Below are 23,555 nucleotides of genomic sequence, written 5' to 3'. Positions count from 1 at the left end.
GGTGGCGACGGCGGCGAAGGTGGCGACGGCGGCGAAGGTGGCGACGGCGGCGAAGGTGGCGACGGCGGCGAAGGTGGCGACGGCGGCGAAGGTGGTGACGGCGGCGAAGGTGGTGACGGTGGACCCAAGGGCAACCGTTCTGGCCATAGCGACGGAACCAATCCAGGCGGCCAATCTCAGAACCCGAACGGTACCAACAATCCGGGCAACCCCAAGTAAGCTAATTTAGTACTACAGAAAATGGCGAAGCTGCTGCTTCGCCATTTTTGCATTCTAACCAGCTGAGATTAGCTTTCCTCAGCTTCTGCCGAAGACCCCGACCCATTTACTGGGCCGCCGAGGGTCCTGCATCCGCAGAAACAGATATCGCGTCGCCGACCAGGGTTTGATGCGGTTGGTCAAGTTATCCAGAACCAGATCGCCACTGGCCGAGCGATAAACCAAAACCGCATGAGAATTTCGCTGCGTATCCAGTACAGTTGCGATCAAAAGTTTGCTCGGATCGACGCCCGCACGGATAAGATCCCTTTTCTTCAACAGAGCAAAGTCTTCGCAATCTCCACCGCGCGAAGTCGGCAGTGCCCAACGTTCACGAGTTCTATATTGGGCCTGATCTGTAACCGAGCGGGTGGTTGCGTTTACCTGCCGGTTGACCTTTTTGATGATCTGCATCTCTTGCTGGCTCGACATTGAATTCGAAGCCTTGCTGGAACATGCCCAAGAGTATTGACGGCACAGTTGCCGCGCTCCAGACGGCGGGGGCGAAGATGCGACTGTGCGGATGAAGTTGCCTTCCCGCGCTTGCGCATCTGGTGCCACAACCGAGGTCCCCAACGCCAATGCGAGGATTCCTAAAGTTCTACCAAAACCAGTCCAGATCCGCGCATTAACGGCCCTAAATTCCGTACCCATGGTCGCCATGCCTGTCCCTCGATCCGTGTTTTCCCTGCGATTGCCGCAAAACAGGACCATATTCCGTTTTCCGAAACTATCGGTAAACACGCCTAATTGTGCAATCTGTCTCAAATCTTGCAACGAAAAGAGGCGGAATTCCGTCATTGAAAATGGCATTTTTGGGTAAGAATCTGGCGCTGCTCGCCACATTCGAAACACGAACCCCTTGGCAGGCCCGACATCAAGACCTGTTAACTACTTGTAAATAATATATTTATGGGATTTCAGGTCGACGCTTGCCGCAACGTCATAATTGGGCGGCCATCTTTTGGCTGAAAACCGCCCAATGAATAAGCTGACAGGGGTATTAAATCCCTGATCGCACGGGGTGATTCTAATCTGTGATCTCTACGACCACCAATTCCCGCTCACTTGCACCACGCGCGTGATCCAGTGCTTGCTGATATTCCACCGAATTATAACACTCTACAGCGGCTTCCAATGAGGGGAATTTGGCGACAACGTTGCGCGGCCGTTCTTTGCCTTCCAACTGCACGTATCGCGCAGCACGCGCGATAAACGCACCACCGTGTTTGGCAATCGCAGGCCCGGCGAGCTCGGCATATTTTCCATAGGATTCGGCGTCAGTAACACTGACATGTGCAATCCAAAGTGCGGACATTTTGTTAACCTCCAAGAATATTCTTTGCAGCCTTGATCGCGGCATCAGCATTCGAAGCGTCCTTGCCACCACCCTGCGCCATGTCAGGGCGTCCACCGCCACCTTTTCCACCAAGTTCAGCAACCGCCGCCCGAACCAGATCCACGGCCGAGATTGCATCCGTCAGATCAGCTGTGACACCGGCCGCGACGGCTGCTTTGCCGCCCGTATCCGCTATCAGCAACACAGCACCCGATCCAAGTCGGCTTTTGTGTTCGTCGATCAGCGCGGGTAAGTCCTTGCCAGATACGCCAGTAAGGGACTGAGCCAAGAACGAGATACCGTTTACCGTTTTGGCCTCAGCGCTACCGCCTTGCCCCGAACCACCAGCCATCGCGAGATCGCGGCGCAGCTGCGCAACTTCATTTTGAAGGGATTTACGTTCATCCAACAGAGCTTTGACACGAGATACAACGTCATCCGGTTGCGCTTTCAGTTCAGATGCGATCTGCCCCAAACGTTGGTCCTGATCGGTCAGGTAAACCAGGGCTTCATCACCCGTAAGCGCTTCGATCCGCCGGACACCGGCACTGCTGGCGCTATCCCCCAATACAACAAGCGCGCCAATATCACCGGTCTGGCGAACATGCGTTCCACCACACAGTTCGATCGACCAGGTCTCACCATCCTGGCCTTTGCCGGTTGGCGCTTTGCCCATCGAAACCACGCGAACTTCGTCGCCGTATTTCTCACCGAAAAGGGCCTGCGCACCCAGTTCCCGGGCATCATCCGGTGTCATGATCCGGGTCTCGACGGTCGAGTTCTGGCGGATGAAAGCGTTGACCGAGCGTTCAACTTGCCGAATTTCCTCGGGGTTCATCGCCTTCGCGTGGCTAAAGTCGAACCGCAGCCGGTCAGCCGCATTCAAAGAACCGCGCTGCGCAACATGGTCACCCAGTGTTTCCCGCAATGCTTCGTGCAGCAAATGTGTGGCCGAATGGTTGGCCCGGATGGCGGTGCGGCGAACATGGTCCACCTCAAGCTCAACTGCGTCTCCCTTGGACAAGGTACCGTGATCGACCGTGACCCGATGCGCATAGATTTTGCCATCCGCAAATTTCCGGGTGTCCTCGACCCGCGCGACATCATCACGCTCTTCCAGACGACGAATTTCGCCGGTGTCTCCTATTTGACCACCGGATTCACCATAAAACGGGGTTTGGTTCACAACGACCCAGCCGGAACAACCTGTCTCGATCTTGTCGACCAAAGCGCCATCCACGACCATTGCCGCGACCTGTCCTTCAGCCTTTTCTGTATCGTATCCAAGAAAATCCGTAGCGCCCGCGATATCCAGAACGTCAAACCAAACGGCTTGGTCCGCTGCTTCCCCTGATCCAGCCCAGGCAGCGCGTGCCTTGGCCTTTTGCTCGGCCATCGCCGTATCAAACCCGTCGGTATCAACCGTCCGGCCTTTTTCACGCAGTGCATCTTGTGTCAGATCAAGCGGAAAACCGTATGTATCATACAGCTTGAAAGCGGCCTCTCCAGACAGTGCCGCACCCTCTGGCAAGTCAGAGACCTCGTCATCCAACAACTTCAGGCCGCGATCCAATGTTTGCTTAAAGCGGGTTTCTTCCAGCAACAGCGTCTCTTCGATCAGCGACTGAGCCTGGCCAAGTTCGGTGTACTGAGCACCCATCAGTTGGACCAATGTCGGCACCAGCTGATACATCACCGGATCCTTCGCACCCAACAGATGCGCATGCCGCATCGCACGACGCATGATCCGCCGCAGCACATAGCCGCGCCCGTCATTGCTGGGCATTACCCCGTCTGCAATCAGGAACGAGGTCGACCGCAGGTGATCCGCAATCACGCGGTGATGTACGTTTTGATCCCCATAGGGATCGACATTGGTGGCACTCGCCGAGGCCTCGATTAGGGTCTTGAACAGATCGGTGTCATAATTGTCATGGCTTCCTTGCAAGAGGGCACCAATCCGCTCCAGCCCCATCCCGGTGTCGATAGACTGCATGTCGAGCTCGACCATCGAACCGTCTTCGAACTGTTCGTTCTGCATGAAAACGATGTTCCAGATTTCGATGAACCGGTCACCATCTTCCTCAGGCGAACCCGGAGGGCCGCCCCAGATATGATCCCCGTGGTCGTAGAATATCTCGGTGCAGGGACCGCACGGGCCGGTCGGTCCCATCTGCCAGAAATTGTCACTGGTTGCGATACGGATGATCCGATCTTCGGGGACGCCCACCTTCTTCCACATCTCGAACGCTTCGTCATCGGTGTGGTAAACCGTTGTCAGAAGGCGGTTTCTATCGACCCCGAATTCTTTGGTGATCAATTCCCATGCGAATGGAATTGCTTCGGGCTTGAAGTAATCGCCGAACGAAAAATTGCCCAACATCTCAAAGAATGTGTGGTGACGCGCAGTATAGCCGACATTGTCCAAGTCGTTGTGCTTGCCACCGGCCCGAACACATTTCTGTGCTGTCGTCGCGCGCTGATAGTCACGGGTTTCGACACCGGTGAACAGGTTTTTGAATTGCACCATACCCGAGTTGACGAACATCAATGTCGGGTCGTTGCGTGGCACCAGGGGACTGGATGCCACTACTTCGTGTCCCTGTTTGGCAAAGTAGTTCAAAAAGGTCGATCGGATTTCGTTCAACGTTGACATGGGGCTCTCTCGGCGCGCAAACAGTTTGTTTCGAAAAGGGTTTATCCCCGTCCCCCGGGATAGTCCACAGGCGAGCGTCGCAGAACGGAACAAGGCGGCCCCTGCGGACCGCCTTGTTCGAAATTATGGTCAGTTCCTAGGAAAGAGCGGCAAATGTCGCTTTCTTCCCGGACCTATTATGCCTCGAGGATATCATCCTCTTCCGCGCCGGGCGGTACATCGAATTCCAGCCCATGTGCCGCGCGAATCTTGTCCTCGATCTCAAACGCGATGCGGTTGTTGTCGCGCAGATACTGCTTGGCATTCTCACGCCCCTGCCCGATCCGCTCATCACCATAACTGAACCACGAACCCGATTTCTCGACCACACCAGCCTTGACGCCCAGATCCAGCAGCTCGCCCATTTTACTGATGCCTTCGCCATACATGATGTCGAATTCAACTTGCTTGAAGGGCGGTGCCACTTTGTTTTTAACGACCTTCACACGGGTCTGGTTGCCAACAACCTCATCCCGGTCCTTGATCGCACCGATCCGACGAATATCCAAACGGACCGAGCTGTAGAATTTCAAGGCGTTACCACCGGTGGTGGTTTCCGGGCTGCCGAACATCACGCCGATTTTCATCCGGATTTGGTTGATGAAGATCACCATACAGTTCGAACGGCTGATCGAACCCGTCAGTTTACGCATTGCCTGGCTCATCAGCCGGGCCTGCACACCAACGCTGCTGTCGCCCATATCGCCTTCGAGTTCAGATTTCGGCGTCAGCGCTGCGACCGAGTCAACCACGACCATGTTCACCGCTCCCGAACGGACCAGCGTATCGGTAATCTCAAGCGCCTGTTCGCCAGTGTCAGGTTGCGAAATCAGCAACTCGTCCAGATCGACGCCCAGTTTGCGCGCATATTGCGGGTCCAACGCATGTTCCGCATCGACAAATGCGCATACACCGCCATGTTTCTGCTGTTCTGCGATGCAGTGCAGTGTCAGCGTTGTTTTGCCTGAACTTTCCGGGCCATAGATTTCAACGATCCGGCCCATCGGCAGGCCGCCGATTCCCAGAGCGATATCCAGACCCAGCGATCCGGTCGAACTGGCGTCGATGTCCTGCTTGGAATCCTCGCCCAGCTTCATGATCGAGCCTTTGCCGAACTGCCGTTCGATCTGTGCCAGCGCGCTGTCGAGCGCCTTTTGCTTATCTGCGTTTTTCTTGTCGCTCATCGTCAGAAGATCCGCCATTGTCCTGTCGCCTTCCCTTTTGTCACACCCTTGAACGGGCGGCAATCGCTGCTTTGTTCGCCTCTTGTTCCTTATGGGACCAAAAAGAGAACATTTCAACTAAAACTTACATTACTTACTGTTCTGTAATTGTATTAAGGAGTCGTTTACGCCAATCTGAACTGGAGATATTTACTGCCGATGGACGAATAAATGCTTGTTTTTTATGAAGAACGCCTTGCGTTTCTGGCTGTCCCAAAAACCGGCAGCACCGCTTATCATACGGCTTTGCGGGACCGTGCCGATCTGGTTGTCACCGATCCGCCAGATCTGAAACACGCACCTGTCCGCCGGTATGATCGGTTTTTCCAGAACATTTTCCGTAAAATGTACGATACTGAGATGGAAATCATGGCGGTTGTTCGTGAACCGGTCGATTGGCTGGGCAGTTGGTACAGGTTTCGCGGCCGCCAAGAGCGTCTTAACCACCCGCATTCAACACATGACCTGAGCTTTGATGATTTCATCCAGGCCTATATGCGCACACCCCGACCTGAATTTGCCGATGTCGGCAGTCAGAGCCAATTTTTTCGCACCCGCAACAACGGGCGTGGCGCCACCCATGTCTTCAAATATGAAAACCAGGACAAAATTCTCGATTTCCTACAAAACCGCTTGAATATGGATATCCGGCTGCAACGCGAAAACGTGTCACCCACACGAGACCTAACACTGGGCGCAGAGACATTGACCAAGTTTCGCAACACCCACTCCGCGGAATTCGATTGCCACGCCTCGGCACTTTGAAACCCTAATTGATCTGCTGAAAAACAGCTTCGGTCAGTTGGTTTAGAGAAAATGGTTTGGGCAGGAAAGTTGAATCGGAAATCTCTGGTCCGGAATCGCCAAACGCACCCTCTGTGTATCCAGACATGAATATGACCCGGACATCTGGCCTGTTCTGCTTAGCCATACGAACCCAGGTCGGACCATCCAATCCGGGCATGACCACATCGGTGACGAATGCGTCAACATTCAATGTGCCATCTTCGAGAAGCCTCAGAGCCTCTTCTCCCGAATCGGCCTCGAGCACAGTGTAGCCTTTCAACCTCAGTGCGCGGGTAGCAAAGGCCCGAACCGGGGCTTCGTCTTCGACCAGCAGCACGACACCCTCACCCTGGCGAACCGTTGGATTCTCTGGGGATTGCGCAGGCGCTGCCTCGGTTTTTTTGGGGGCGGTTGAAACCGGCAGGTACACAATAAACTCGGTCCCTCTCCCCTGAATGCTGTCGACAAAAATAAAACCGCCGGTTTGCTTTACAATTCCGTAGACAGTCGACAGGCCCAAACCTGTCCCCTCACCCGTGCGTTTGGTTGTAAAGAAAGGCTCGAACACTTTCTGTAGCTTATCGGGGGCAATCCCCGTACCGCTATCAATGACTTTGACGGTGACGTATTCACCAGGTTGTACCGTAGCGCGATCCCTTGTGAAGCGTTCTGTCAGCACGACCACTTCGGTTTCGATCCTGACCTCACCACCTTCAGGCATTGCATCGCGGGCATTTACGACAAGGTTCATCAACACCTGCTCTAGCTGGCGTTTATCCGCACGAACCGCTTTCAGAACGGGATCGTGGCTGAGTGTCAGCTTAATCTTTTCTCCGACCAGACGATTTAGCAGATGAATAAGGTCTGAGATCGTATCTCTGAGATCCAGGATTTCCGGCTGCAAAGTCTGTTTGCGCGAAAAGGCCAGCAGTTGGCTCACCAAAGCTGCAGCACGGTTTGCGTTCTGATTGATTTGTACAAGATCCCCGTAGTCAGGGTCATTCTGGTCGTGCCGCAAAAGCAGAAGATCGCAATGTCCGGAAATCGCCGTTAGCAAATTGTTGAAATCATGCGCTACACCCCCAGCCAGTTGGCCAACGGCCTGCATTTTTTGTCCCTGCACAAATTGCGCCTCTAAAGTCTTGAGTTCGGTAGCATCATTCAGAACCGCAATCAGTCTGACTTCTCCCTCGATCAGCACACGTTTCAATGTGACCTGTACGAATATCTCGCGGTCTTCCCGTGTCAGCCTCAGGAATTCAGATCGTGAAACGGCGCCCTCATTTGAAGCCTGCGTCAGCCAGTCCAGAACCGGATACCCCAGACCATGCATGATATGCACAACATTGGATTCTCCGGGCTCTATGTTTCCGACAAGACGCGTTGCCAGCCTGTTGGCCTCAAGGATGCTCCCGTCGGGAGACAGGGTCATTACCGGGACCGGAAGATCCACAAATGACGCGCCAATTCCACCTTCCTGTGCACGATCAAGCGGTAGAACAAGCAGATCGCGCGTGGTTCCCGACCGAGACAGTACGGCCATCGTAGCCGGAATTGGCCCCTGTGCCGTCTGTACCTGCACAACCTCACCCAATTCGGGCTGCGCGCCAGTCAGAACCTGTGCAAGGTTGTCGGGTCGTTGTCCCAGGATTTGTTCCGCCGCCCCGTTGATCCGCAGCAATGCTCCGTTTCTGCCTTCGGTCAAAATGGGTACAGGCACAGCATCCCACTGACCTGTTCCATCCAGATGAAACCGCCAAAAGAAAAAGTTATTCCCAACACCGAGAACAGAAATCGGTACGGTTGTCTCTAAAGTGACAACGTCTTCTCTTGCACGGCCATGGATCTCGGCCAAAGACTGTAGGCGCAGCAAAATTGCCGACGGGTTCGCAAAAATAGACTTTAGACCTTCATCCAGCCGGTTGCCGGGAAAAACATGGAGCTGAGCCCGGGCATGAGAATTGCAAATCAGAACATCACCCTGTGCATTGGCAATCGCGCAGGGGTACAGCTCTTCTTCGGCAAAAACCTCCATAACCCTAAGCTCACGACGTACCGAGTCGTCGGAAATCAGCGCCCTCACCACGACCAACAGTGATGCAGCAAGCAAAGACATACCTGCCACCACAAGGCCGAGATTCCAGGCTTGGGGAATGATTCCTGCCAGCGGCAGCAGTGAGAGCAACACCCCTAGCGCAACCAATGGTGCTAGACGCAAACCGCTTGGTGAATTTCGTAACTTTGGATCAGAATAGAAATCTGCGGTATCGGACATTAAATACTCAACTTGCCGGGCTAGGTGTAACCCAACGCAAAAGGGTTAACGCCCACTTAATTAACAAAGTGAGCAATTCTCCTTTAGGTTGCTATTTGTCCGCCAACTACCGCGTCAAGTGTGACGTGAAAAACCCGTCAGTACCGTGTGATACATACCACGTTTTGCGAAACGTCTCGGTCCATTCGGGGTGCGCCGCCACGAACGCATCGACCACTGCACCGTTTTCGACCTCGAGCATGGAACATGTTGCATAGGCAAGAACACCCGCTGGCCCCACCAAAGGCGCGACATCATCTAGGATCGTCCGCTGCGTTTCCGTAAGCCGGTTCAGTCCATCTTGTGTAAGAGACCATTTTCCCGCCGGGGCGCGACGCCAGGATCCGCTGCCTGAACAGGGGGCATCGGTCAGCACAATGTCGAATGGTGCCTGCGCAGAGATCTCGTCATTGGTCAGGAGTGTTATCTGTGCACCCGCTCTCTCGGCCCGGGCGGGCAAATCACGCATTCGCGCCGCATTAACGTCATGCGCGAACACATCTACACCGTGATGCGCGGCCAAGGCCAAGGCTTTGCCGCCACCGCCGGAACAATAATCCAGAACCCGCATGCCGGGGTTTAAGTCTAATGATTCAACCACGGCCTGGCTCGCCGCATCCTGCAGTTCGACCAACCCATCAGTATAGGCACGGCTTCCTGAGATTTTCCGCTCGCCCTCGACAACTTCGAGTGCGGTCGAACAAGCGGGATGTGGCCTCGCTTGGATGCCGTCCGCCAGCAAGACCGTGACCGCCTGATCGACACTCGACTTAATCAGATTGACCCGCAAATGAACCGGGGCCCGAGCGCGCAATGCCTCGGCCACTGAAAGAGTCAAATCACCCAAAGACTCTTGAAAGGTTGGCCAAAGCCATTCCGGTATGTCGTATTTCTGGGCGTCGGATTCACATGGTTTAGCCTGTTCGTGTTCTTCCAAACTGGCCGGAGCGTACCCTTCGCCATTGAATATCTGATCCAGATCGACTTCTTGCATACGCATCGCGCCAATCATCAACCCCCGACCGGTTTCCACCCCACCTGCCGCCGCAAATGACCTTTTGCACCGCAAAGCACCAAACACGTGGTCGCGAATGGCAGCCCTGTCTTTGGAACCGGCGAAACGGCTTCGCCGCGCCCAACCTGTCAGGGCCTTTTCGACCGGGGCACCCGAGAGAATCTGATCAAGAATTTCGATGGAGGCCTGAACACGTGCGGCGGGGGTCATTTCATTCTCCGATATGGTGCAGGGCAAAAACGCAAAGCGGCGCCCTCACCGGGGCGCCGCAGTTCAGGTTCCGGCAATTTACATCACTCGATAATTCGGGCTTTCGCGTGTGATTTGCACGTCATGCACATGGCTCTCCTTCAGGCCAGCCCCTGTGATTCTGACGAAGTTGCAGTTCTTTCGCATCTCTTCGACCGTGGCGCAGCCGGTATAGCCCATGGCTGCGCGCAGGCCGCCGACCAGTTGATGCACAACCGCGCTGGCCGAGCCCTTGTAAGGCACCTGCCCTTCGATCCCTTCGGGCACCAGCTTGTCGCTGGCGGCATCCTTCTGGAAATAGCGATCCGCAGAGCCACGTGCCATCGCGCCTAGACTGCCCATGCCGCGATAAGATTTGAACGACCGGCCCTGATACAGGATCACTTCGCCCGGGCTTTCATCTGTTCCTGCGATCATCGAGCCAACCATGGCACAGGACGCACCCGCCGCAATCGCCTTGGCAAAATCGCCCGAGAATTTGATACCACCATCTGCGATAACCGGCACATCGCCGGCGGCCGCGGCGCAATCCATGATCGCAGTCAGCTGCGGCACGCCCACACCGGCCACCATCCGCGTAGTACAGATCGAACCCGGCCCTATCCCCACCTTGATGGCATCCGCGCCTGCGTCGATCAGCGCCTTGGTTGCGTCCCCAGTGGCGACGTTACCGGCAATGATCTGCACCTCGTTCGACAGGGTCTTGACCCGCTTCACCGCGTCCAGCACCCCTTGAGAATGCCCATGAGCGGTGTCTACAACGATAATGTCGACACCGGAATCCACCAGTTGTTCGGATCGTTCGAAACCAGAGTCTCCAACCGACGTCGCTGCCGCGACTCGCAGACGCCCCAACCGGTCTTTGCAGGCCGTTGGGTTCAGCACCGCCTGTTCGGTATCTTTCAAAGTCAGCAGACCCGTCAGCTTGCCCGCCCCGTCCACAACCAGAAGCTTTTCGATCCGACGCGCGCGCATCAGGCTTTTGGCCTCTTCCAGATCGGCGGGTTCCTGAAGCATCGCCAGATTGTCCGAGGTCATCATCGCGTGAACCGGCGTATCATCCGAGGTCGCAAAACGCATATCACGGTTGGTCAGAATACCGACCACGCGGCCTTCTTCGTCCACCACGGGAAAGCCGGTGAAGTTATAACGCTGCACCAACGCGTTGGCGTCCGCCAGCGTCTGATCCACCCGCAGTGTCACCGGGTTGTAAACAATACCGGATTCAAACCGTTTGACCCGGCGCACTTCGCGGGCCTGTTCATCCACCGTCAGATTCTTGTGCACCACGCCGATGCCGCCCGCCTGCGCCATGGCGATGGCCATGCGCGCCTCGGTCACCGTGTCCATCGCCGAGCTGAGCAGCGGGATGTTCATGGTGATTTCCCGCGTCACGCGCGTGGTCGTATCCGCCGTGGCCGGCAGCACAGAAGATGCGCCCGGAACCAGAAGAACGTCGTCAAAGGTGAGTGCCTCACGAATCTGCATCTGTTAACCCCATGCAAAAGCCCGTTTGACGGTGACCCTATTGCATGGATTGCATCTAAGGAAAAGCCCCCGACATAAACTAGTTTTTACCTGCTGGTCGATGCTGCGACAAAAAACGACGCAACGCACACAAAACGTGCCGCTGAATGGCCTTTCCCTTTGCGTACAAAACCATATCTTGCCCGACATAGGCGCGAATATAAAAGGCAGGCCAATCATGACCACCGACCCTCTTGTTGTCTTTACCCCATCGGGCAAACGCGGGCACTTTCCCGTAGGCACTCCGGTTCTGACTGCGGCACGGCAATTGGGTGTGGATCTGGATTCCGTTTGCGGTGGACGCGGGATTTGTTCGAAATGCCAGATCACGCCAAGCTATGGCGAGTTTCCCAAGCACGGCGTGACCGTAGCCGACGGTGCACTAAGCGAATGGAACGCGGTTGAACAGCGCTATGACGACAAGCGCGGATTGAAACCCGGCCGCCGTCTTGGATGTCAGGCCACGGTTCAGGGGGATGTGGTGATCGACGTGCCACCAGAAAGCCAGGTGCACCGTCAGGTCGTACGCAAGGCCGCCACAGCACGCGCCATCACAATGGATCCGGCCACCCGGCTGTATTTTGTTGCGGTAGAAGAACCCGACATGCATTCACCAACCGGCGATCTGGAACGTCTGGAACGCGCGCTACGCGAGCAATGGAACGTCGACGCCGTAACGGCTGATCTTTCCTTGTTGTCCAAACTGCAGCCCATATTGCGCAAGGGTAAGTGGGAGGTCACCGTTGCAGTGCATAAAGGCCACAAGGACGAGGTCGCACGGATCGTGGAAATCTGGCCTGGATTGCACGAGAACGGACTTTTCGGTCTGGCCATCGACCTCGGCTCTACCACGATTGCAGCTCACCTGACCGATCTGGACACAGGCGAGGTCAAGGCATCTTCGGGCCTGATGAACCCCCAAATCCGCTTTGGCGAAGACCTGATGAGCCGCGTGTCCTACTCGATGATGAACCCCGGCGGCGACAAAGAGATGACCCGAGCCGTACGCGAAGCGATAAACGATCTGACAACATCCATCGCGGATGAGGCCGGGATTGACGCCAACCTGATTGTCGAAACGGTGTTCGTCTGTAACCCGGTCATGCACCATCTGCTGCTTGGGCTGGATCCGGTCGAGCTGGGCCAAGCGCCCTTTGCCTTGGCTACGTCCGAAAGCATGTCTTTGCCCGCGCGCGAGATGGATCTGACCAACATGAACCCACGTGCGCAGGTCTACATCCTGCCCTGCATTGCGGGTCATGTGGGTGCGGATTGTGCGGCGGTTGCCTTGTCGGAAGAGCCCGGCAAATCCGAAGATCTGGTTCTGATCGTCGATGTCGGCACCAATGCCGAGATTTTGCTGGGCAATACCAGCCGGGTTCTGGCGTGCTCCTCACCGACCGGCCCGGCCTTTGAAGGCGCGCAGATTAGCTCTGGTCAGCGTGCCGCCCCCGGTGCGATTGAGCGGATCGAGATTGATCCTGTCACTAAAGAACCCCGTTTTCGCGTCATTGGGTCCGAGAAATGGTCGGATGAAGAGGGTTTTGATCAAGACATCGCAACCACTGGCATCAGCGGCATCTGTGGATCAGGCATTATTGAAGCGGTGGCGGAAATGCGTATGGCGGGTTTGCTGGATGAAAGTGGCCTGATCGGATCCGCAGAACAAACGGGCACATCACGCAACGTCCCCGAGGGGCGCACCCATTCCTATCTGATCCACGACGCAAGCGCCGAAGGCGGCCCACGTATCACAGTCACTCAGGGCGATATTCGCGCGATTCAACTGGCGAAATCCGCGCTTTATGCAGGCGCGCGGCTTTTAATGGACGAAATGAACGTGGATACTGTCGACCGCATTGTTCTTGCTGGTGCCTTCGGCGCGCATATCTCGACCAAACATGCCATGGTTCTGGGAATGATCCCCGATGCGCCCTTGAACAAGGTCTCAAGCGCGGGCAACGCCGCCGGTACGGGCGCCCGGATCGCCCTTTGCAACATCGGGTCGCGGAGTGAAATTGAACATGTAGTGCGCGAAATCACCAAGGTTGAAACCGCCATCGAGCCCAAGTTTCAGGATCATTTCGTGGCAGCGAACGCGATACCCCACAAAACCGACCCTTTCCCGGAATTGGCACAGGTGGTCACCCTGCCCGCGCCCTCGTTCAACACCGGTGGTGGAGATCAGGAAAACTCTGGCCGCCGCCGTCGCCGGAGGTCATAGTCGCGGCAACCACGGAGGGGTACGATGCAGTCGGTGAATGAGGAACAGGCAGAATACTGGGGAAAATCCGAATTCGGAGCCAAATGGCTGACATATCAGGATCAGTTGGATCAACTGATGGCTTCGGTTCTGGACCTTGTGCTGGAGAATGCCCAGCTTAAACTAGGAATGCATGTGCTCGACATCGGCTGTGGCACTGGCGAAAGCTCTCTTGCAGCCGCGCGATTGGTCGGGCCGGATGGCGATGTTCTGGCCGCCGATATATCGCAAGCGTTTCTTGATCGTGCCAGCGCCCGAGCCTCGGAAAACGGGCTGAGCAACATCAGCTTCCAACATGCTGACGCGCAGATATTCGGGTTTCCTGCCAATCAGTTGGACGCAGCGATTTCACGGTTCGGCGTGATGTTCTTTGACGATTCGGTTGCTGCATTCGCCAATATCGCCCGCGCACTTAAACCCGGCGGGCAGATGACCTTTGCAGCTTGGGGGCCATTGGATGGCAACCCGTGGTTCAAAATACCCCATATTGCTGCGGTAAAACGCCTTGGGCAGCCGCCTCGGGTAGATCGTTACGCGCCGGGTCCGCTGGCGTTTCACGATCTGGATCACGTCACCGGCATGATGCAACAGGCGGGGCTGTCGGACATTCAGGCCCAAGCCATCTCCGTAAATCTGCCCGGCGCTGGCGGGTCAGAGGAAATAGCCGCCTTGTGCACCCGCGTCGGCCCCGCCGCGCGAACCATCGCGCATTTCGAAGGCACCGAACAGGACGCAGCAGCAATCCAGCACGAGGTCTGTCAGGAATTCGCCCAGTTCACATCCGAAACCGGCCTGCACATCCCGGCGGTGATAAACCTGTACCAAGCGCGTCGATCGAACTGAATGGAGCGGGTAGCGGGAATCGAACCCGCGCGTTCAGCTTGGGAAGCTGACAGGCTACCATTACATCATACCCGCCGCTGCTAGCTGAATATCACCGGTACAAGATCAGGTTCAAGCGGTTTTGATCCAAACCGTCAGGCTATTTGCGACGGCGAAGACAAAAATGGCCGGATCAAAAGACCCGGCCAGCATGTTGTTTTATAACGCTTATGCGCGACGACGACGGCCACCGCCGCGACGACCACCTCCAGTGCCCTCGGCACCGGCTTCGCTGGGGGCTTTGTTGAACTTGATCCAAGCGCCGCCATGCGGATCGTTGTTGGTCAGCAGGTTGGCGGCGCGGATGGCCTCCATCTCTTTGCCCGCGCGCGGAAGGGTCGAACCCAGACCAAACAGCTGGCAGAAGGTCTCATCATCCATGTCCGCAGGCAGGATGATGCCTTTGGCCTCAACCTCAGCCTTCTTCTCGGCCAGTTTCTTGGGACCAACCGGCAAGGCAACGGGGTTCATGATCGCTGAGGTCATGCCGGCGCCCATCGCCATCGGCAGGAAGGCGTTGTTGATACCATGGCGGTTCGGCAGGCCGAACGAGACATTGGACGCCCCGCAAGTGGTGTTCACGCCCAGTTCCTCACGCAAACGACGAACTAGAGCAAACACCTGCTGACCGGCAGTTGCCATTGCGCCAATAGGCATCACCAGCGGATCGACCACGATGTCATGGGCCGGGATGCCGAAATCAGCGGCCCGTTCGACAATCTTTTTGGCCACTTCGAACCGCACATCGGGGTCTTCCGAAATCCCTGTATCGTCATTTGAGATCGCCACCACAGGGACATTGTATTTCTTGACCAGCGGCAGAACCAGCTCCAGACGATCTTCTTCGCCTGTGACCGAATTCAACAGAGGACGGCCCTCTGCCGCCTCAAGACCCGCTTCCAGAGCTCCCGGAACCGATGAATCGATGCACAGCGGCACTTCGACCAGCCCCTGCACCATTTCAACGATCTTGCGCATCAGCGGCGGTTCGGTCTCGTTCGGATTGGGGTTCGAGTTGTAGACAACGCCCGCGTTGATATCCAGAACGGTCGCGCCAGCGGCAACCTGCGCGAGGGCGTCCTTTTCGACGGTCGAAAAATCGCCTGCTTCCAGTTCCGCCGCCAGTTTCTTGCGGCCTGTCGGGTTGATCCGCTCACCGATCACGCAGAACGGTTCGTCAAAGCCCAGGACGGCGGTTTTTGTTTTTGATTCTACGACTGTACGGGTCATGTCCGATCCTTAGGAGTTTACAGGCTTTGCCGAAGCGCCGCCGTTGTTGATGGCCCAGTTGGCGTTGGTCTTGATGCCGCCAAGCGGGAAGAAATGTACGTTTGTGATGTTGAAATCCGGGTTGGCCGCTTTGTGGTTGGCCAGCTCGGTGATCACATCCGTGGGCTCGTAAGGCAGCAGCAGCTTGGACACGTCCATGGCGCGCTTTTGCAGAACCTTCAGCGATGGACCAACGCCGCAGGCGATGGCGAATTTGATCAGTGTTTGCAGTTTTGCCGGACCGGCGATGCCGATATGAACCGGAATGTCGATCCCCGCCTCTTTCAGGCTGTCGGCCCAGGCGATGATCGGTTTGGCGTCAAAGGCGAACTGAGTGGCCAGCGCCATTTCGGCATCCGTGGTCTCAGAGAACTTCTGTTTCCAACGCAGCGCGTCATCGACATTCTTGGTCGATCCGTCAGGGTCGATGTCCTTGTTGCCTTCAGGGTGGCCAGCGACGTGCAGACGCTTGAAGCCCGCTTTGTCGAACAGGCCGGATTCCAGCAGCTGCATCGAGCTGTCGAAATCACCATGAGGATTCGCGACACCACCGGCCAGCAACAGCGCCTGATCCACACCTGCTTCACCCTGGTACATGGAAATCCAGTTTTCCAGCGTCGCCGTGTCTTTAATGATCCGCGCCGGGAAATGCGGCATAACAGGATAGCCGTCCACCGCGATGCGCTTGGCGGTCTTGACCATGTCTTCGATCGGAGTGCCTTCGATATGGGCAATATAGACGCGTGTGCCTTCAGGCAACAAAGCGCGAAAATCCTCGACCTTCTCGGCGGTGCGCGGCATCACCTCAATCGAATAGCCCTGCAGGAAGGCTTCGACGGTTGGATTTACCGGACCGTTTTCGGCGGCATCACGTTTCTTGAAGTTCAGCAAAGCCATAGCGGCCTCCCATATAGATTTCGAGCTCATGCCCAACCGTCATTGGCGATCAGAGCCTTGATACGGTCCTGATCATATTCCGTTTCCAATCGCACAGCCTGCTGTTCGGCAATTTCGGACGGATCGCCCTCAACCGCGAAAGGCGCGGCCTTGCGCCATTCGGCCAGGTAGGCATCGCTATCCTTGGCGTTCACCTTCATGGCGGCGCGGTCAATGGCTTGCTCGAACCGTTCTTCCAACTGCCGTTTTGCGCCCCGGCGGCCCTTGCCGACGATGACTTGGGCGGGAATGTCGCGCCAGTATACGATGGTGACGTCAGGCATCTGCTTTGATTCCTCCTAACCAGATGGACCGGTTCTAAACTTCAATGTGGTCGCAGGTCGGTCGATTTTCGACACAAGGCGCATTTCAAACGACGTTTTCACCTACAACGGGATACACGGCTTGTAACGAATTGTTCCTATAAACCTCACCTCAAAATTCTCATCACTTTAATGAGTATCTTGCACGAACCAAAAGGCCGACCTATGGTCGGGGTAACTCGTAAATCGGAGGGCGTTGAAGATGGCGCCCAAGCGTCCCAAAGGTGCGGGCGCGTTCCCGAAGGCGGTCGAAAGCCCCGCGCCGGCAAGACCCGATCCTGATGCGCTTTATGCCGCGCTGGATTTGGGAACAAATAGCTGTCGCATGTTAATTGCCCAGCCCAAGGGCAGCGGGTTTCATGTGGTGGACAGTTTTTCTAAATCCGTGCAGCTGGGCGCGGGCTTAGAGCGGACGGGGCGTTTGTCTCGGTCGTCGATGGCGCGCACCATTCAGGCGTTGCGCATTTGCCAGCAAAAGCTGAAACGCAACAAGGTCAAGCGGATGCGTCTAGTCGCAACCGAGGCTTGTCGCCGTGCAAAAAATTCACGTGAATTCATTCGCCAGGTAAAGGGTGAAACCGGGTTGACGCTTGAGATCATCCAGCCCGAGGAAGAAGCGCGTCTGGCCGTAATATCCTGTGCCCCGCTGGTGTCCACTAAGACAGAACAGTTGTTGGTTGTGGATATTGGCGGCGGTTCGACAGAGCTTGTCTGGATCGACATATCCTCGCTTCCGCGTCGGGATCGCCCGGCGGCGATTATGCGTCTGCATAATGGATTTCATACAACAGACAGCCCGTTTCCTGCAGCCAAGGTTGTGGATTGGATCAGTGTTCCCCTCGGCGTTGCGACGCTGCGCGATCAGTTCCATGATGTCGAAGATGATGCGGCGCGGTTTGCTTTGATGAGCTGGTTTTTCGAAGAAAACCTAGCCGATTTTGCGCCTTATAAGGATGAGCAAGCCCGCGAAGGTTTTCAGATCGTCGGCACCAGTGGCACGGTTACGACAGTCGCAGCCTCACATCTGGGATTGAAGCGGTATGACCGGACCAAGGTAGACGGTTTGCGCATGACAAGCGATCAGATTGACAAAGTGATACGCGGGTATCTAGAACTCGGCCCACTGGGGCGGCGGAGAGATCCGCGTATCGGCGATGACCGCCAGGCCCTGATCATGTCCGGCTCGGCCATATTGCAGGCTTTGTTACGATGTTGGCCAACCGACCGTCTTTCAGTGGCGGACCGGGGGCTGCGCGAAGGCCTGCTTTATGCGCAGATGAGCGCGGACGGTGTATTGGAAGACGGACCGTTCTGATGGCGAAGACACCTACTGGCAAAAACAATTCGGGCCGCGGGCAGCGCGACCTGAAGGTTAAGGTCAAAACCGCCCGCGGGCGCAAAATCAGCTCGACTCGGTGGTTGGAACGTCAGCTGAATGACCCCTATGTCAAGCGCGCGCAGGTCGAAGGCTATCGTGGGCGTGCGGCGTTCAAGATATTGGAACTGGACGATAAATTCCGCTTCCTGGTTCCAGGTGCGCGCATCGTCGATCTGGGTTGCGCCCCAGGCGGCTGGCTGCAGGTTGCGGTCCAGCGCGTTAATGCATTGGGTGAGAAAAGCGGTAAGAAAATCGGCACTGTTCTGGGTGTCGACATACAAGAGGTCGAACCGGTGGCCGGGTCCGAGGTTCATCAGTTGGACTTTATGGAGGACGATGCCGACCAGAAGGTCAAAGACTGGTTGGGTGGCAAAGCGGATGTGGTGATGTCAGATATGGCCGCTGCGTCCTCGGGGCATAAACAGACCGACCATTTGCGGATCATGGCCCTGTGCGAAACCGCCGCCTATTTTGCCTTTGATGTGCTGGAACAGGGCGGCACATTTGTCGCCAAGGTTTTGGCCGGAGGAGCCGAAGGGGATCTGCAGAAGATTCTGAAACAGAAGTTTGACAAGGTGGCGCATGTTAAACCACCGGCATCCCGTGCCGACAGTTCGGAAAAATTCGTTGTGGCAACAGGATTTCGCGGCTGAAGTTAATCTGCAAAGTCAGCCAGAGAACGCGCAAGGCGCTGTTCACGCAGCGAAGATATTGCGTTTCCTTGCAACAACAATGCCTCACCGTGACTGATATCCGTCGCCGGTTTTGCCCGTAATTCTTCAATCCGCCGGGTCAGCGACGATGGATTTTGCGATTTCGCGCTTTCGGGCAGTTTGGTCATGAGGCCTCACCTTGATGCGTATGGGGTCACAGTCCATGCAGTTTGGGTAAGAAACGTGCCGATTTCATGACGCAAACCAGGCTTTGAGTTGCTATTTCACTACCCCAGCCACCCTACCCTTCAGGTTTGTCCGTTACTTTGATCCTGCAAATCCATCAGCGCGCCGTTGAATTCAGCGCCCAGAATCAGGATGGCCGCGCATAGATATAGGAAAATCAACGCAGCCATCGCCCCCGCAAGACCAGCATAAGTAGCGCTGTACGAGGCGAACTGTCCGATATAGATCGAAAAGCCCCAACCGCCCATCGCCCACAGAGCGAGTGTCAGAACAACGCCCGGAAGGATTTGCCACAGCCGATGGCGGCGCGTCGGCAGCACAAGATGTGCAACGATAACCGTGCCCGCAGGAACCGCCACGGTAAAAGTCCAACGCAATCGATCCACAGACAACCAGTCTGACACGTTAACATCCGTCTTTTCGGACACGAGGCGCGTATAGACCGGCAAGACGACTTCGACGGCGGCGATGGCCAGAATGGCCGCCCCGCCAACAATCACCAATCCCAGGCACAGCAAGCGTGTCTTCCAGAATGGCCAGGCGTCATGATCATGATAGGCCTGATTCATGGCTGCCCGCACCGCAACTACGCCGTTTGAGGCAAAGAAAATGGCCAGCAAACCGCCCAGGGTGATTACCCCCGAACCTGATTCCGCCAGGACCGAGCGCAACTCTCCCACAATCGGGCCGGCGACATCTTTTGGCCAGGCGCCAAAGATCAGTTCGATCAGCTCGTCCGTGACATAGTCCTGAGACAGCGTACCAGCCAGTGCCACAGTGAACAGAACAAACGGAAACAGGGCCAGCATCAGGGACATGGCAACGTGGCTGCTCATGACCATGCCGTTTTTGGCTCCAAATCGCCCCAAGGCCAGCCAAAGGGCTCGAATTACTCTTCCAGTCAGGGGAATCAAACTTGTCGTCATCCGAAAACTCTACCCTGACTGTATTCGAACCAGAACCGGCAAAACCCGACTGGACGCAATTAACCAACTCCAAATGTTTGGTTGCATTGCATAATCCCTTTGTCCCGTGCAGGATCGAAACGAAACCTACACAAAGCCGGGCGAAAAATGCCAACCAGCGACCAGAACCCAAGCATACCGAACAGGTTGCGCCTTTCGGTTGTCCGCGACACCGCGATTGTCGTGTCACTGATCGTATTGGGGCTTTATGCGGGCTCGGCTTTTCTGATCCCGCTGACCATGGCCTTGCTGATCAACGTCCTGATCATCGCGCTGAGTGACCGGGTTATTGCGCTGACCAAGGCTCCGGTCTGGTTGGCTAACCTGGCTGGAGTGACCGTGGTTTTGGTCGGGTTGTTCATGATCATGTATATTCTGGGCAATCAGGCGACGCAGTTTGCACGCTCGATCAATACATACGAAAGCCAGTTCGACGAGGCCGTTAACCGCATAAACGACCTTGTGGGCAACGATATTACGGCCTTCATCCGGGACAATCTGGTCAACATTGATATGTCTTTCGTCGCCCGGATGTTGCTGGGCAGCGCGACGTCTTTGCTGAACCAGTTTTTCCTCATCAGCCTTTACGTTGCCTTCCTGATGGCCGAACGTCTGGCGTTCCGCAAAAAGATCCGTATGGCCGCCGGTGACCCTAAAACCGGTGCCGAGTTCGCTTTGGTTCTGGACGCGATTTCCTTTAGTCTGCAGCGTTATGTCGGAGTGAAGACCTTTATCAGCCTGATAACGGCTGGAATCAGCTATGTGGTCTTCAAAACCCTTGGTCTTGAGTATTCCGAGACATGGGCCGTGCTGACCTTTGCCCTGAATTTCATACCCTCGATTGGGTCGATTATTGCCGTTTTGTTTCCAGCGGCGATTGCGCTGGTCCAATTTGAAAGCATCGGGCCGTTTCTGATCATAGTTTTCGGCTGTGGCACGCTTCAGTTCATGATCGGTAATTTTCTGGACCCGGCCATGCTGGGCCGATCGCTGAACATGTCGACATTTCTGGTCATTCTGGCACTTATGTTCTGGACCACGGTCTGGGGTCTGATCGGAGCCTTTCTGAGCGTTCCGCTGACCGTCTGCATCCTGATCATCTTCAGCCATATACCCGCATTGCGCCCGATCGCAATTTTAATGTCCCTGAATGGTGAACTCGGCGACGAAGGGCCGCCATCGGGGAATACAGTCTGAACAGGCCAATCCCCAATGCAACTTGAAACACTAAGGAAAATGCCAGGATCGAATCCTCCATGCTGACACTCTTTGTTTCCCTCTTTGTCCTATGTTTGTACCTGACCGCCGCGGTCTTTTCGATACGCGCCGCTCAAACAGCGCGCACACCGCAGGGTGCCGTGGGATGGGTGGTCTTTTTGATCTCGGCGCCGATAGCTGGCGTACCGCTATACTTGTTTCTGGGACATCATCGTTTTCGCGGGTATCGCCTGGCCCGAAAGCACGCTGAGACTGTTGTCGAAGGGATAAAGAGCTTTGCGGATTTTTCGCGCCCAGATCCGGGCATGATTTCGATCAACCCACTCCCTTTCGAAGAGCTTGCGCATCTACCCATATCACGTGGCAACGGTGCAGATTTGCTTGTCGATGGGCAGGCAACCTTTGACGCTATCTTTCAGGCTATCGACGCGGCTCAGGACTATGTGCTTGTGCAATTCTACATCGTGCGTGATGACGGATTGGGGCGGCAACTGCAAAGCAAACTGATCGCCGCCGCAGAGCGCGGCGTGCAAGTTCGCTTTATGACCGACGCCGTGGGCAGTTATGGCTTACCGACAAGCTACATCACGTCGCTGCGCGCGGCGGGAATTCACGTTGCCGGTCAGCATGAAAAGCGTCATCCAGGACAGCGATTTCAGCTAAACTATCGCAATCACAGGAAAACGGTGATCATAGACGGTGAAATCGGCTTTATCGGCGGCCACAATGTCGGCGACGAATATCTCGGTCAGTCCGCAAAGTTCGGACATTGGCGGGACACACACATAAGGCTGACTGGACATATCGTGCGCCAACTACAACTGATCTTTACAGAGGACTGGTACTGGGCGCATCAAGAAGACCTGATAGATCAACTGGCCTGGGCGGGTCAGGAATCTGATCAGGACATGAACGCCCTTCTCGTCGCCACAGGTCCGGGGGACGAAACCGAAACCGGCGCCATGATGTTCTTTTCTGCAATCACGGAAGCAAAGGAACGATTGTGGATCGCATCCCCCTATTTCGTTCCTGATATCGACATCATGACCGCACTACGCCACGCTGCAATGCGCGGGGTAGATGTTCGCATTCTGGTTCCCGACGTGATTGATCACCGCTTGCCTTGGCTGGCGGCCTTTGCCTATTTCGACGAGATCAGGGAATGCGGCGCACGGGTCTACCGGTACACTGATGGGTTCATGCATCAAAAAGTATTTCTGGTGGACGACACTCTAACCGCTGTTGGCACAACCAATCTGGACAATCGCTCTTTCCGCCTGAATTTTGAGGCGATGGCCCTGTTCTTTGACAAGGACGCGGCCCATGCGGTTCACAACATGCTGCTGATGGACTTTGAATCCAGCTATGAGCTGGACAAAACCTTGCCCGAACAACCGGCCTATATTCGGTTCGGCTCGCCTCTGGCGCGGTTGTTCGCACCAATCCTTTAAAGGATCGACTCTTCCTGCAGCACCCGCGACATGACCGCGACCAAAAAGGCTGTGGACAGCCCAAATGCCAAAAGCCCGGTGACCGAGGCAAAGGCACCAAAAATGCGCAGCCCGTCGTCCAGAACAATGTCGCCGTAACCCAGCGTTGTGAACGTAACCAAAGAGAAATACAGCGCCGAGTTCCAGTCCGCCAGAACATCCCCAAAGACCCAGACAATCGCCCAAAGCCAGACCTGAAAGGTATGGATCATCACGATAAAAATCAGCGCGATAGTCAGCGGGCTTGCAATGGTGACGAACCTTTTGCTTTTTTCCAGTTTGATGGACATCACGCGGATGATCTGCATGCACCAAGTCAGCAGGGCAATTTCGATCAAAAAGCAGATACCCAAATAAACGCTTCCCCAGATAATCTGCTCGGATAAGGTCACCGGCGCCCATCCCCTCTGTTTTTAAGTCTCGTCACAATCGCTTCAATTGCAGGATTGGGCAACCCTGCGTCTGCGACGAATGGAAACGATAGCGCCATTGAACTGGACACCGCCTCGGTCGGCTGCAAATTGTG

The 23,555-nt window shown here is 55.8% G+C and carries 21 protein-coding genes and 1 tRNA gene; 8 read left to right on the top strand and 14 right to left on the bottom strand.

Translation table 11 applies throughout. The features are described from left to right. On the top strand, window positions 1-219 hold a 219-nt coding region (locus tag AC2FJ5_RS04925; RefSeq protein WP_496792631.1), incomplete at its 5' end, for a hypothetical protein. A gap of 78 nt (window positions 220-297) precedes the next feature. On the opposite strand, the gene AC2FJ5_RS04920 is transcribed toward AC2FJ5_RS04925, so the two are convergent. The 4 genes from AC2FJ5_RS04920 to recA form a co-directional block, all read right to left on the bottom strand. After that, window positions 298-912, bottom strand: a complete 615-nt coding sequence (locus tag AC2FJ5_RS04920; RefSeq protein WP_496785792.1) for a transglutaminase-like cysteine peptidase — start codon at window positions 910-912, stop codon at window positions 298-300. A 376-nt stretch (window positions 913-1,288) separates the two neighbouring features. Next, a complete protein-coding gene (locus tag AC2FJ5_RS04915; protein ID WP_142633718.1) occupies window positions 1,289-1,576 on the bottom strand; it encodes a DUF1330 domain-containing protein in 288 nt (95 codons plus the stop codon). 4 nt (window positions 1,577-1,580) lie between these two features. Continuing rightward, window positions 1,581-4,253: an alanine--tRNA ligase gene (alaS, locus tag AC2FJ5_RS04910; protein ID WP_496792630.1), complete on the bottom strand. Its 2,673-nt coding sequence runs from the start codon at window positions 4,251-4,253 to the stop codon at window positions 1,581-1,583. A gap of 176 nt (window positions 4,254-4,429) precedes the next feature. Then, window positions 4,430-5,494: a recombinase RecA gene (gene recA / locus AC2FJ5_RS04905; protein WP_142633714.1), complete on the bottom strand. Its 1,065-nt coding sequence runs from the start codon at window positions 5,492-5,494 to the stop codon at window positions 4,430-4,432. Between the two features lie 192 nt (window positions 5,495-5,686). Between recA and AC2FJ5_RS04900 the strand changes: the two genes are divergently transcribed. Continuing rightward, entirely contained in the window at window positions 5,687-6,280 is a 594-nt protein-coding gene (locus tag AC2FJ5_RS04900; RefSeq protein WP_496785091.1) for a sulfotransferase family 2 domain-containing protein, read from the top strand. Window positions 6,281-6,284: 4 nt separating this feature from the next. Here AC2FJ5_RS04900 and AC2FJ5_RS04895 read toward each other — a convergent pair whose 3' ends face one another. The 3 genes from AC2FJ5_RS04895 to guaB form a co-directional block, all read right to left on the bottom strand. Then, window positions 6,285-8,576: a hybrid sensor histidine kinase/response regulator gene (locus AC2FJ5_RS04895; protein ID WP_496792628.1), complete on the bottom strand. Its 2,292-nt coding sequence runs from the start codon at window positions 8,574-8,576 to the stop codon at window positions 6,285-6,287. Window positions 8,577-8,682: 106 nt separating this feature from the next. After that, window positions 8,683-9,840 (bottom strand): RsmB/NOP family class I SAM-dependent RNA methyltransferase, encoded by a 1,158-nt coding sequence (locus AC2FJ5_RS04890; RefSeq protein WP_496792627.1) that lies wholly within the window; start codon window positions 9,838-9,840, stop codon window positions 8,683-8,685. A 78-nt stretch (window positions 9,841-9,918) separates the two neighbouring features. Beyond that, complete coding sequence (gene guaB / locus AC2FJ5_RS04885) at window positions 9,919-11,367, bottom strand: IMP dehydrogenase (RefSeq protein ID WP_496675678.1); 1,449 nt, start codon at window positions 11,365-11,367, stop codon at window positions 9,919-9,921. A 217-nt stretch (window positions 11,368-11,584) separates the two neighbouring features. On the opposite strand from guaB, the gene AC2FJ5_RS04880 reads away from it, so the two are divergent. Continuing rightward, entirely contained in the window at window positions 11,585-13,630 is a 2,046-nt protein-coding gene (locus tag AC2FJ5_RS04880) for an ASKHA domain-containing protein (RefSeq protein ID WP_496792626.1), read from the top strand. A 24-nt stretch (window positions 13,631-13,654) separates the two neighbouring features. Beyond that, window positions 13,655-14,512 carry a class I SAM-dependent methyltransferase gene (locus tag AC2FJ5_RS04875; protein ID WP_282021231.1) on the top strand — a complete coding sequence of 286 codons (858 nt, stop codon included), beginning with the start codon at window positions 13,655-13,657 and terminating at the stop codon, window positions 14,510-14,512. A gap of 1 nt (window position 14,513) precedes the next feature. On the opposite strand, the gene AC2FJ5_RS04870 is transcribed toward AC2FJ5_RS04875, so the two are convergent. The 4 genes from AC2FJ5_RS04870 to AC2FJ5_RS04855 form a co-directional block, all read right to left on the bottom strand. Further along, a tRNA-Gly gene (locus AC2FJ5_RS04870) sits at window positions 14,514-14,587 on the bottom strand. A 132-nt stretch (window positions 14,588-14,719) separates the two neighbouring features. Continuing rightward, window positions 14,720-15,781, bottom strand: a complete 1,062-nt coding sequence (locus tag AC2FJ5_RS04865) for a methyltetrahydrofolate cobalamin methyltransferase (RefSeq protein ID WP_496691210.1) — start codon at window positions 15,779-15,781, stop codon at window positions 14,720-14,722. Window positions 15,782-15,790: 9 nt separating this feature from the next. Then, window positions 15,791-16,717 (bottom strand): methylenetetrahydrofolate reductase, encoded by a 927-nt coding sequence (locus tag AC2FJ5_RS04860; RefSeq protein ID WP_496691345.1) that lies wholly within the window; start codon window positions 16,715-16,717, stop codon window positions 15,791-15,793. A gap of 26 nt (window positions 16,718-16,743) precedes the next feature. Beyond that, a complete protein-coding gene (locus AC2FJ5_RS04855; RefSeq protein WP_142633696.1) occupies window positions 16,744-17,040 on the bottom strand; it encodes a virulence factor in 297 nt (98 codons plus the stop codon). A 241-nt stretch (window positions 17,041-17,281) separates the two neighbouring features. Between AC2FJ5_RS04855 and AC2FJ5_RS04850 the strand changes: the two genes are divergently transcribed. Beyond that, entirely contained in the window at window positions 17,282-18,394 is a 1,113-nt protein-coding gene (locus AC2FJ5_RS04850) for a Ppx/GppA phosphatase family protein (protein ID WP_142633694.1), read from the top strand. Next, window positions 18,394-19,110, top strand: coding sequence for an RlmE family RNA methyltransferase (locus tag AC2FJ5_RS04845; protein WP_142633692.1), 717 nt, complete (start codon window positions 18,394-18,396; stop codon window positions 19,108-19,110). Before AC2FJ5_RS04850 ends, AC2FJ5_RS04845 begins: the two co-directional genes overlap by 1 nt. Before the next feature lie 2 nt (window positions 19,111-19,112). Here the strand turns inward: AC2FJ5_RS04845 and AC2FJ5_RS04840 are convergent, their stop codons facing one another. Then, complete coding sequence (locus AC2FJ5_RS04840; protein ID WP_142633690.1) at window positions 19,113-19,298, bottom strand: hypothetical protein; 186 nt, start codon at window positions 19,296-19,298, stop codon at window positions 19,113-19,115. 120 nt (window positions 19,299-19,418) lie between these two features. Beyond that, window positions 19,419-20,282: a YihY/virulence factor BrkB family protein gene (locus AC2FJ5_RS04835; protein ID WP_142633688.1), complete on the bottom strand. Its 864-nt coding sequence runs from the start codon at window positions 20,280-20,282 to the stop codon at window positions 19,419-19,421. 147 nt (window positions 20,283-20,429) lie between these two features. Here AC2FJ5_RS04835 and AC2FJ5_RS04830 point away from each other — a divergent pair, with 147 nt between their 5' ends. Both AC2FJ5_RS04830 and cls read left to right on the top strand, forming a co-directional pair. Beyond that, window positions 20,430-21,518, top strand: a complete 1,089-nt coding sequence (locus AC2FJ5_RS04830; RefSeq protein WP_496691208.1) for an AI-2E family transporter — start codon at window positions 20,430-20,432, stop codon at window positions 21,516-21,518. Window positions 21,519-21,577: 59 nt separating this feature from the next. Next, window positions 21,578-22,990, top strand: a complete 1,413-nt coding sequence (gene cls / locus AC2FJ5_RS04825) for a cardiolipin synthase (RefSeq protein ID WP_496792625.1) — start codon at window positions 21,578-21,580, stop codon at window positions 22,988-22,990. On the opposite strand, the gene AC2FJ5_RS04820 is transcribed toward cls, so the two are convergent. Next, a complete protein-coding gene (locus tag AC2FJ5_RS04820) occupies window positions 22,987-23,421 on the bottom strand; it encodes an ion channel (RefSeq protein ID WP_271947221.1) in 435 nt (144 codons plus the stop codon). The genes cls and AC2FJ5_RS04820 overlap by 4 nt on opposite strands. Window positions 23,422-23,555 lie beyond the last annotated feature (134 nt).

Source organism: Ruegeria sp. CDSA221 (genome assembly GCF_059611825.1).
This window is presented reverse-complemented; position numbering and strand designations above follow the sequence as displayed.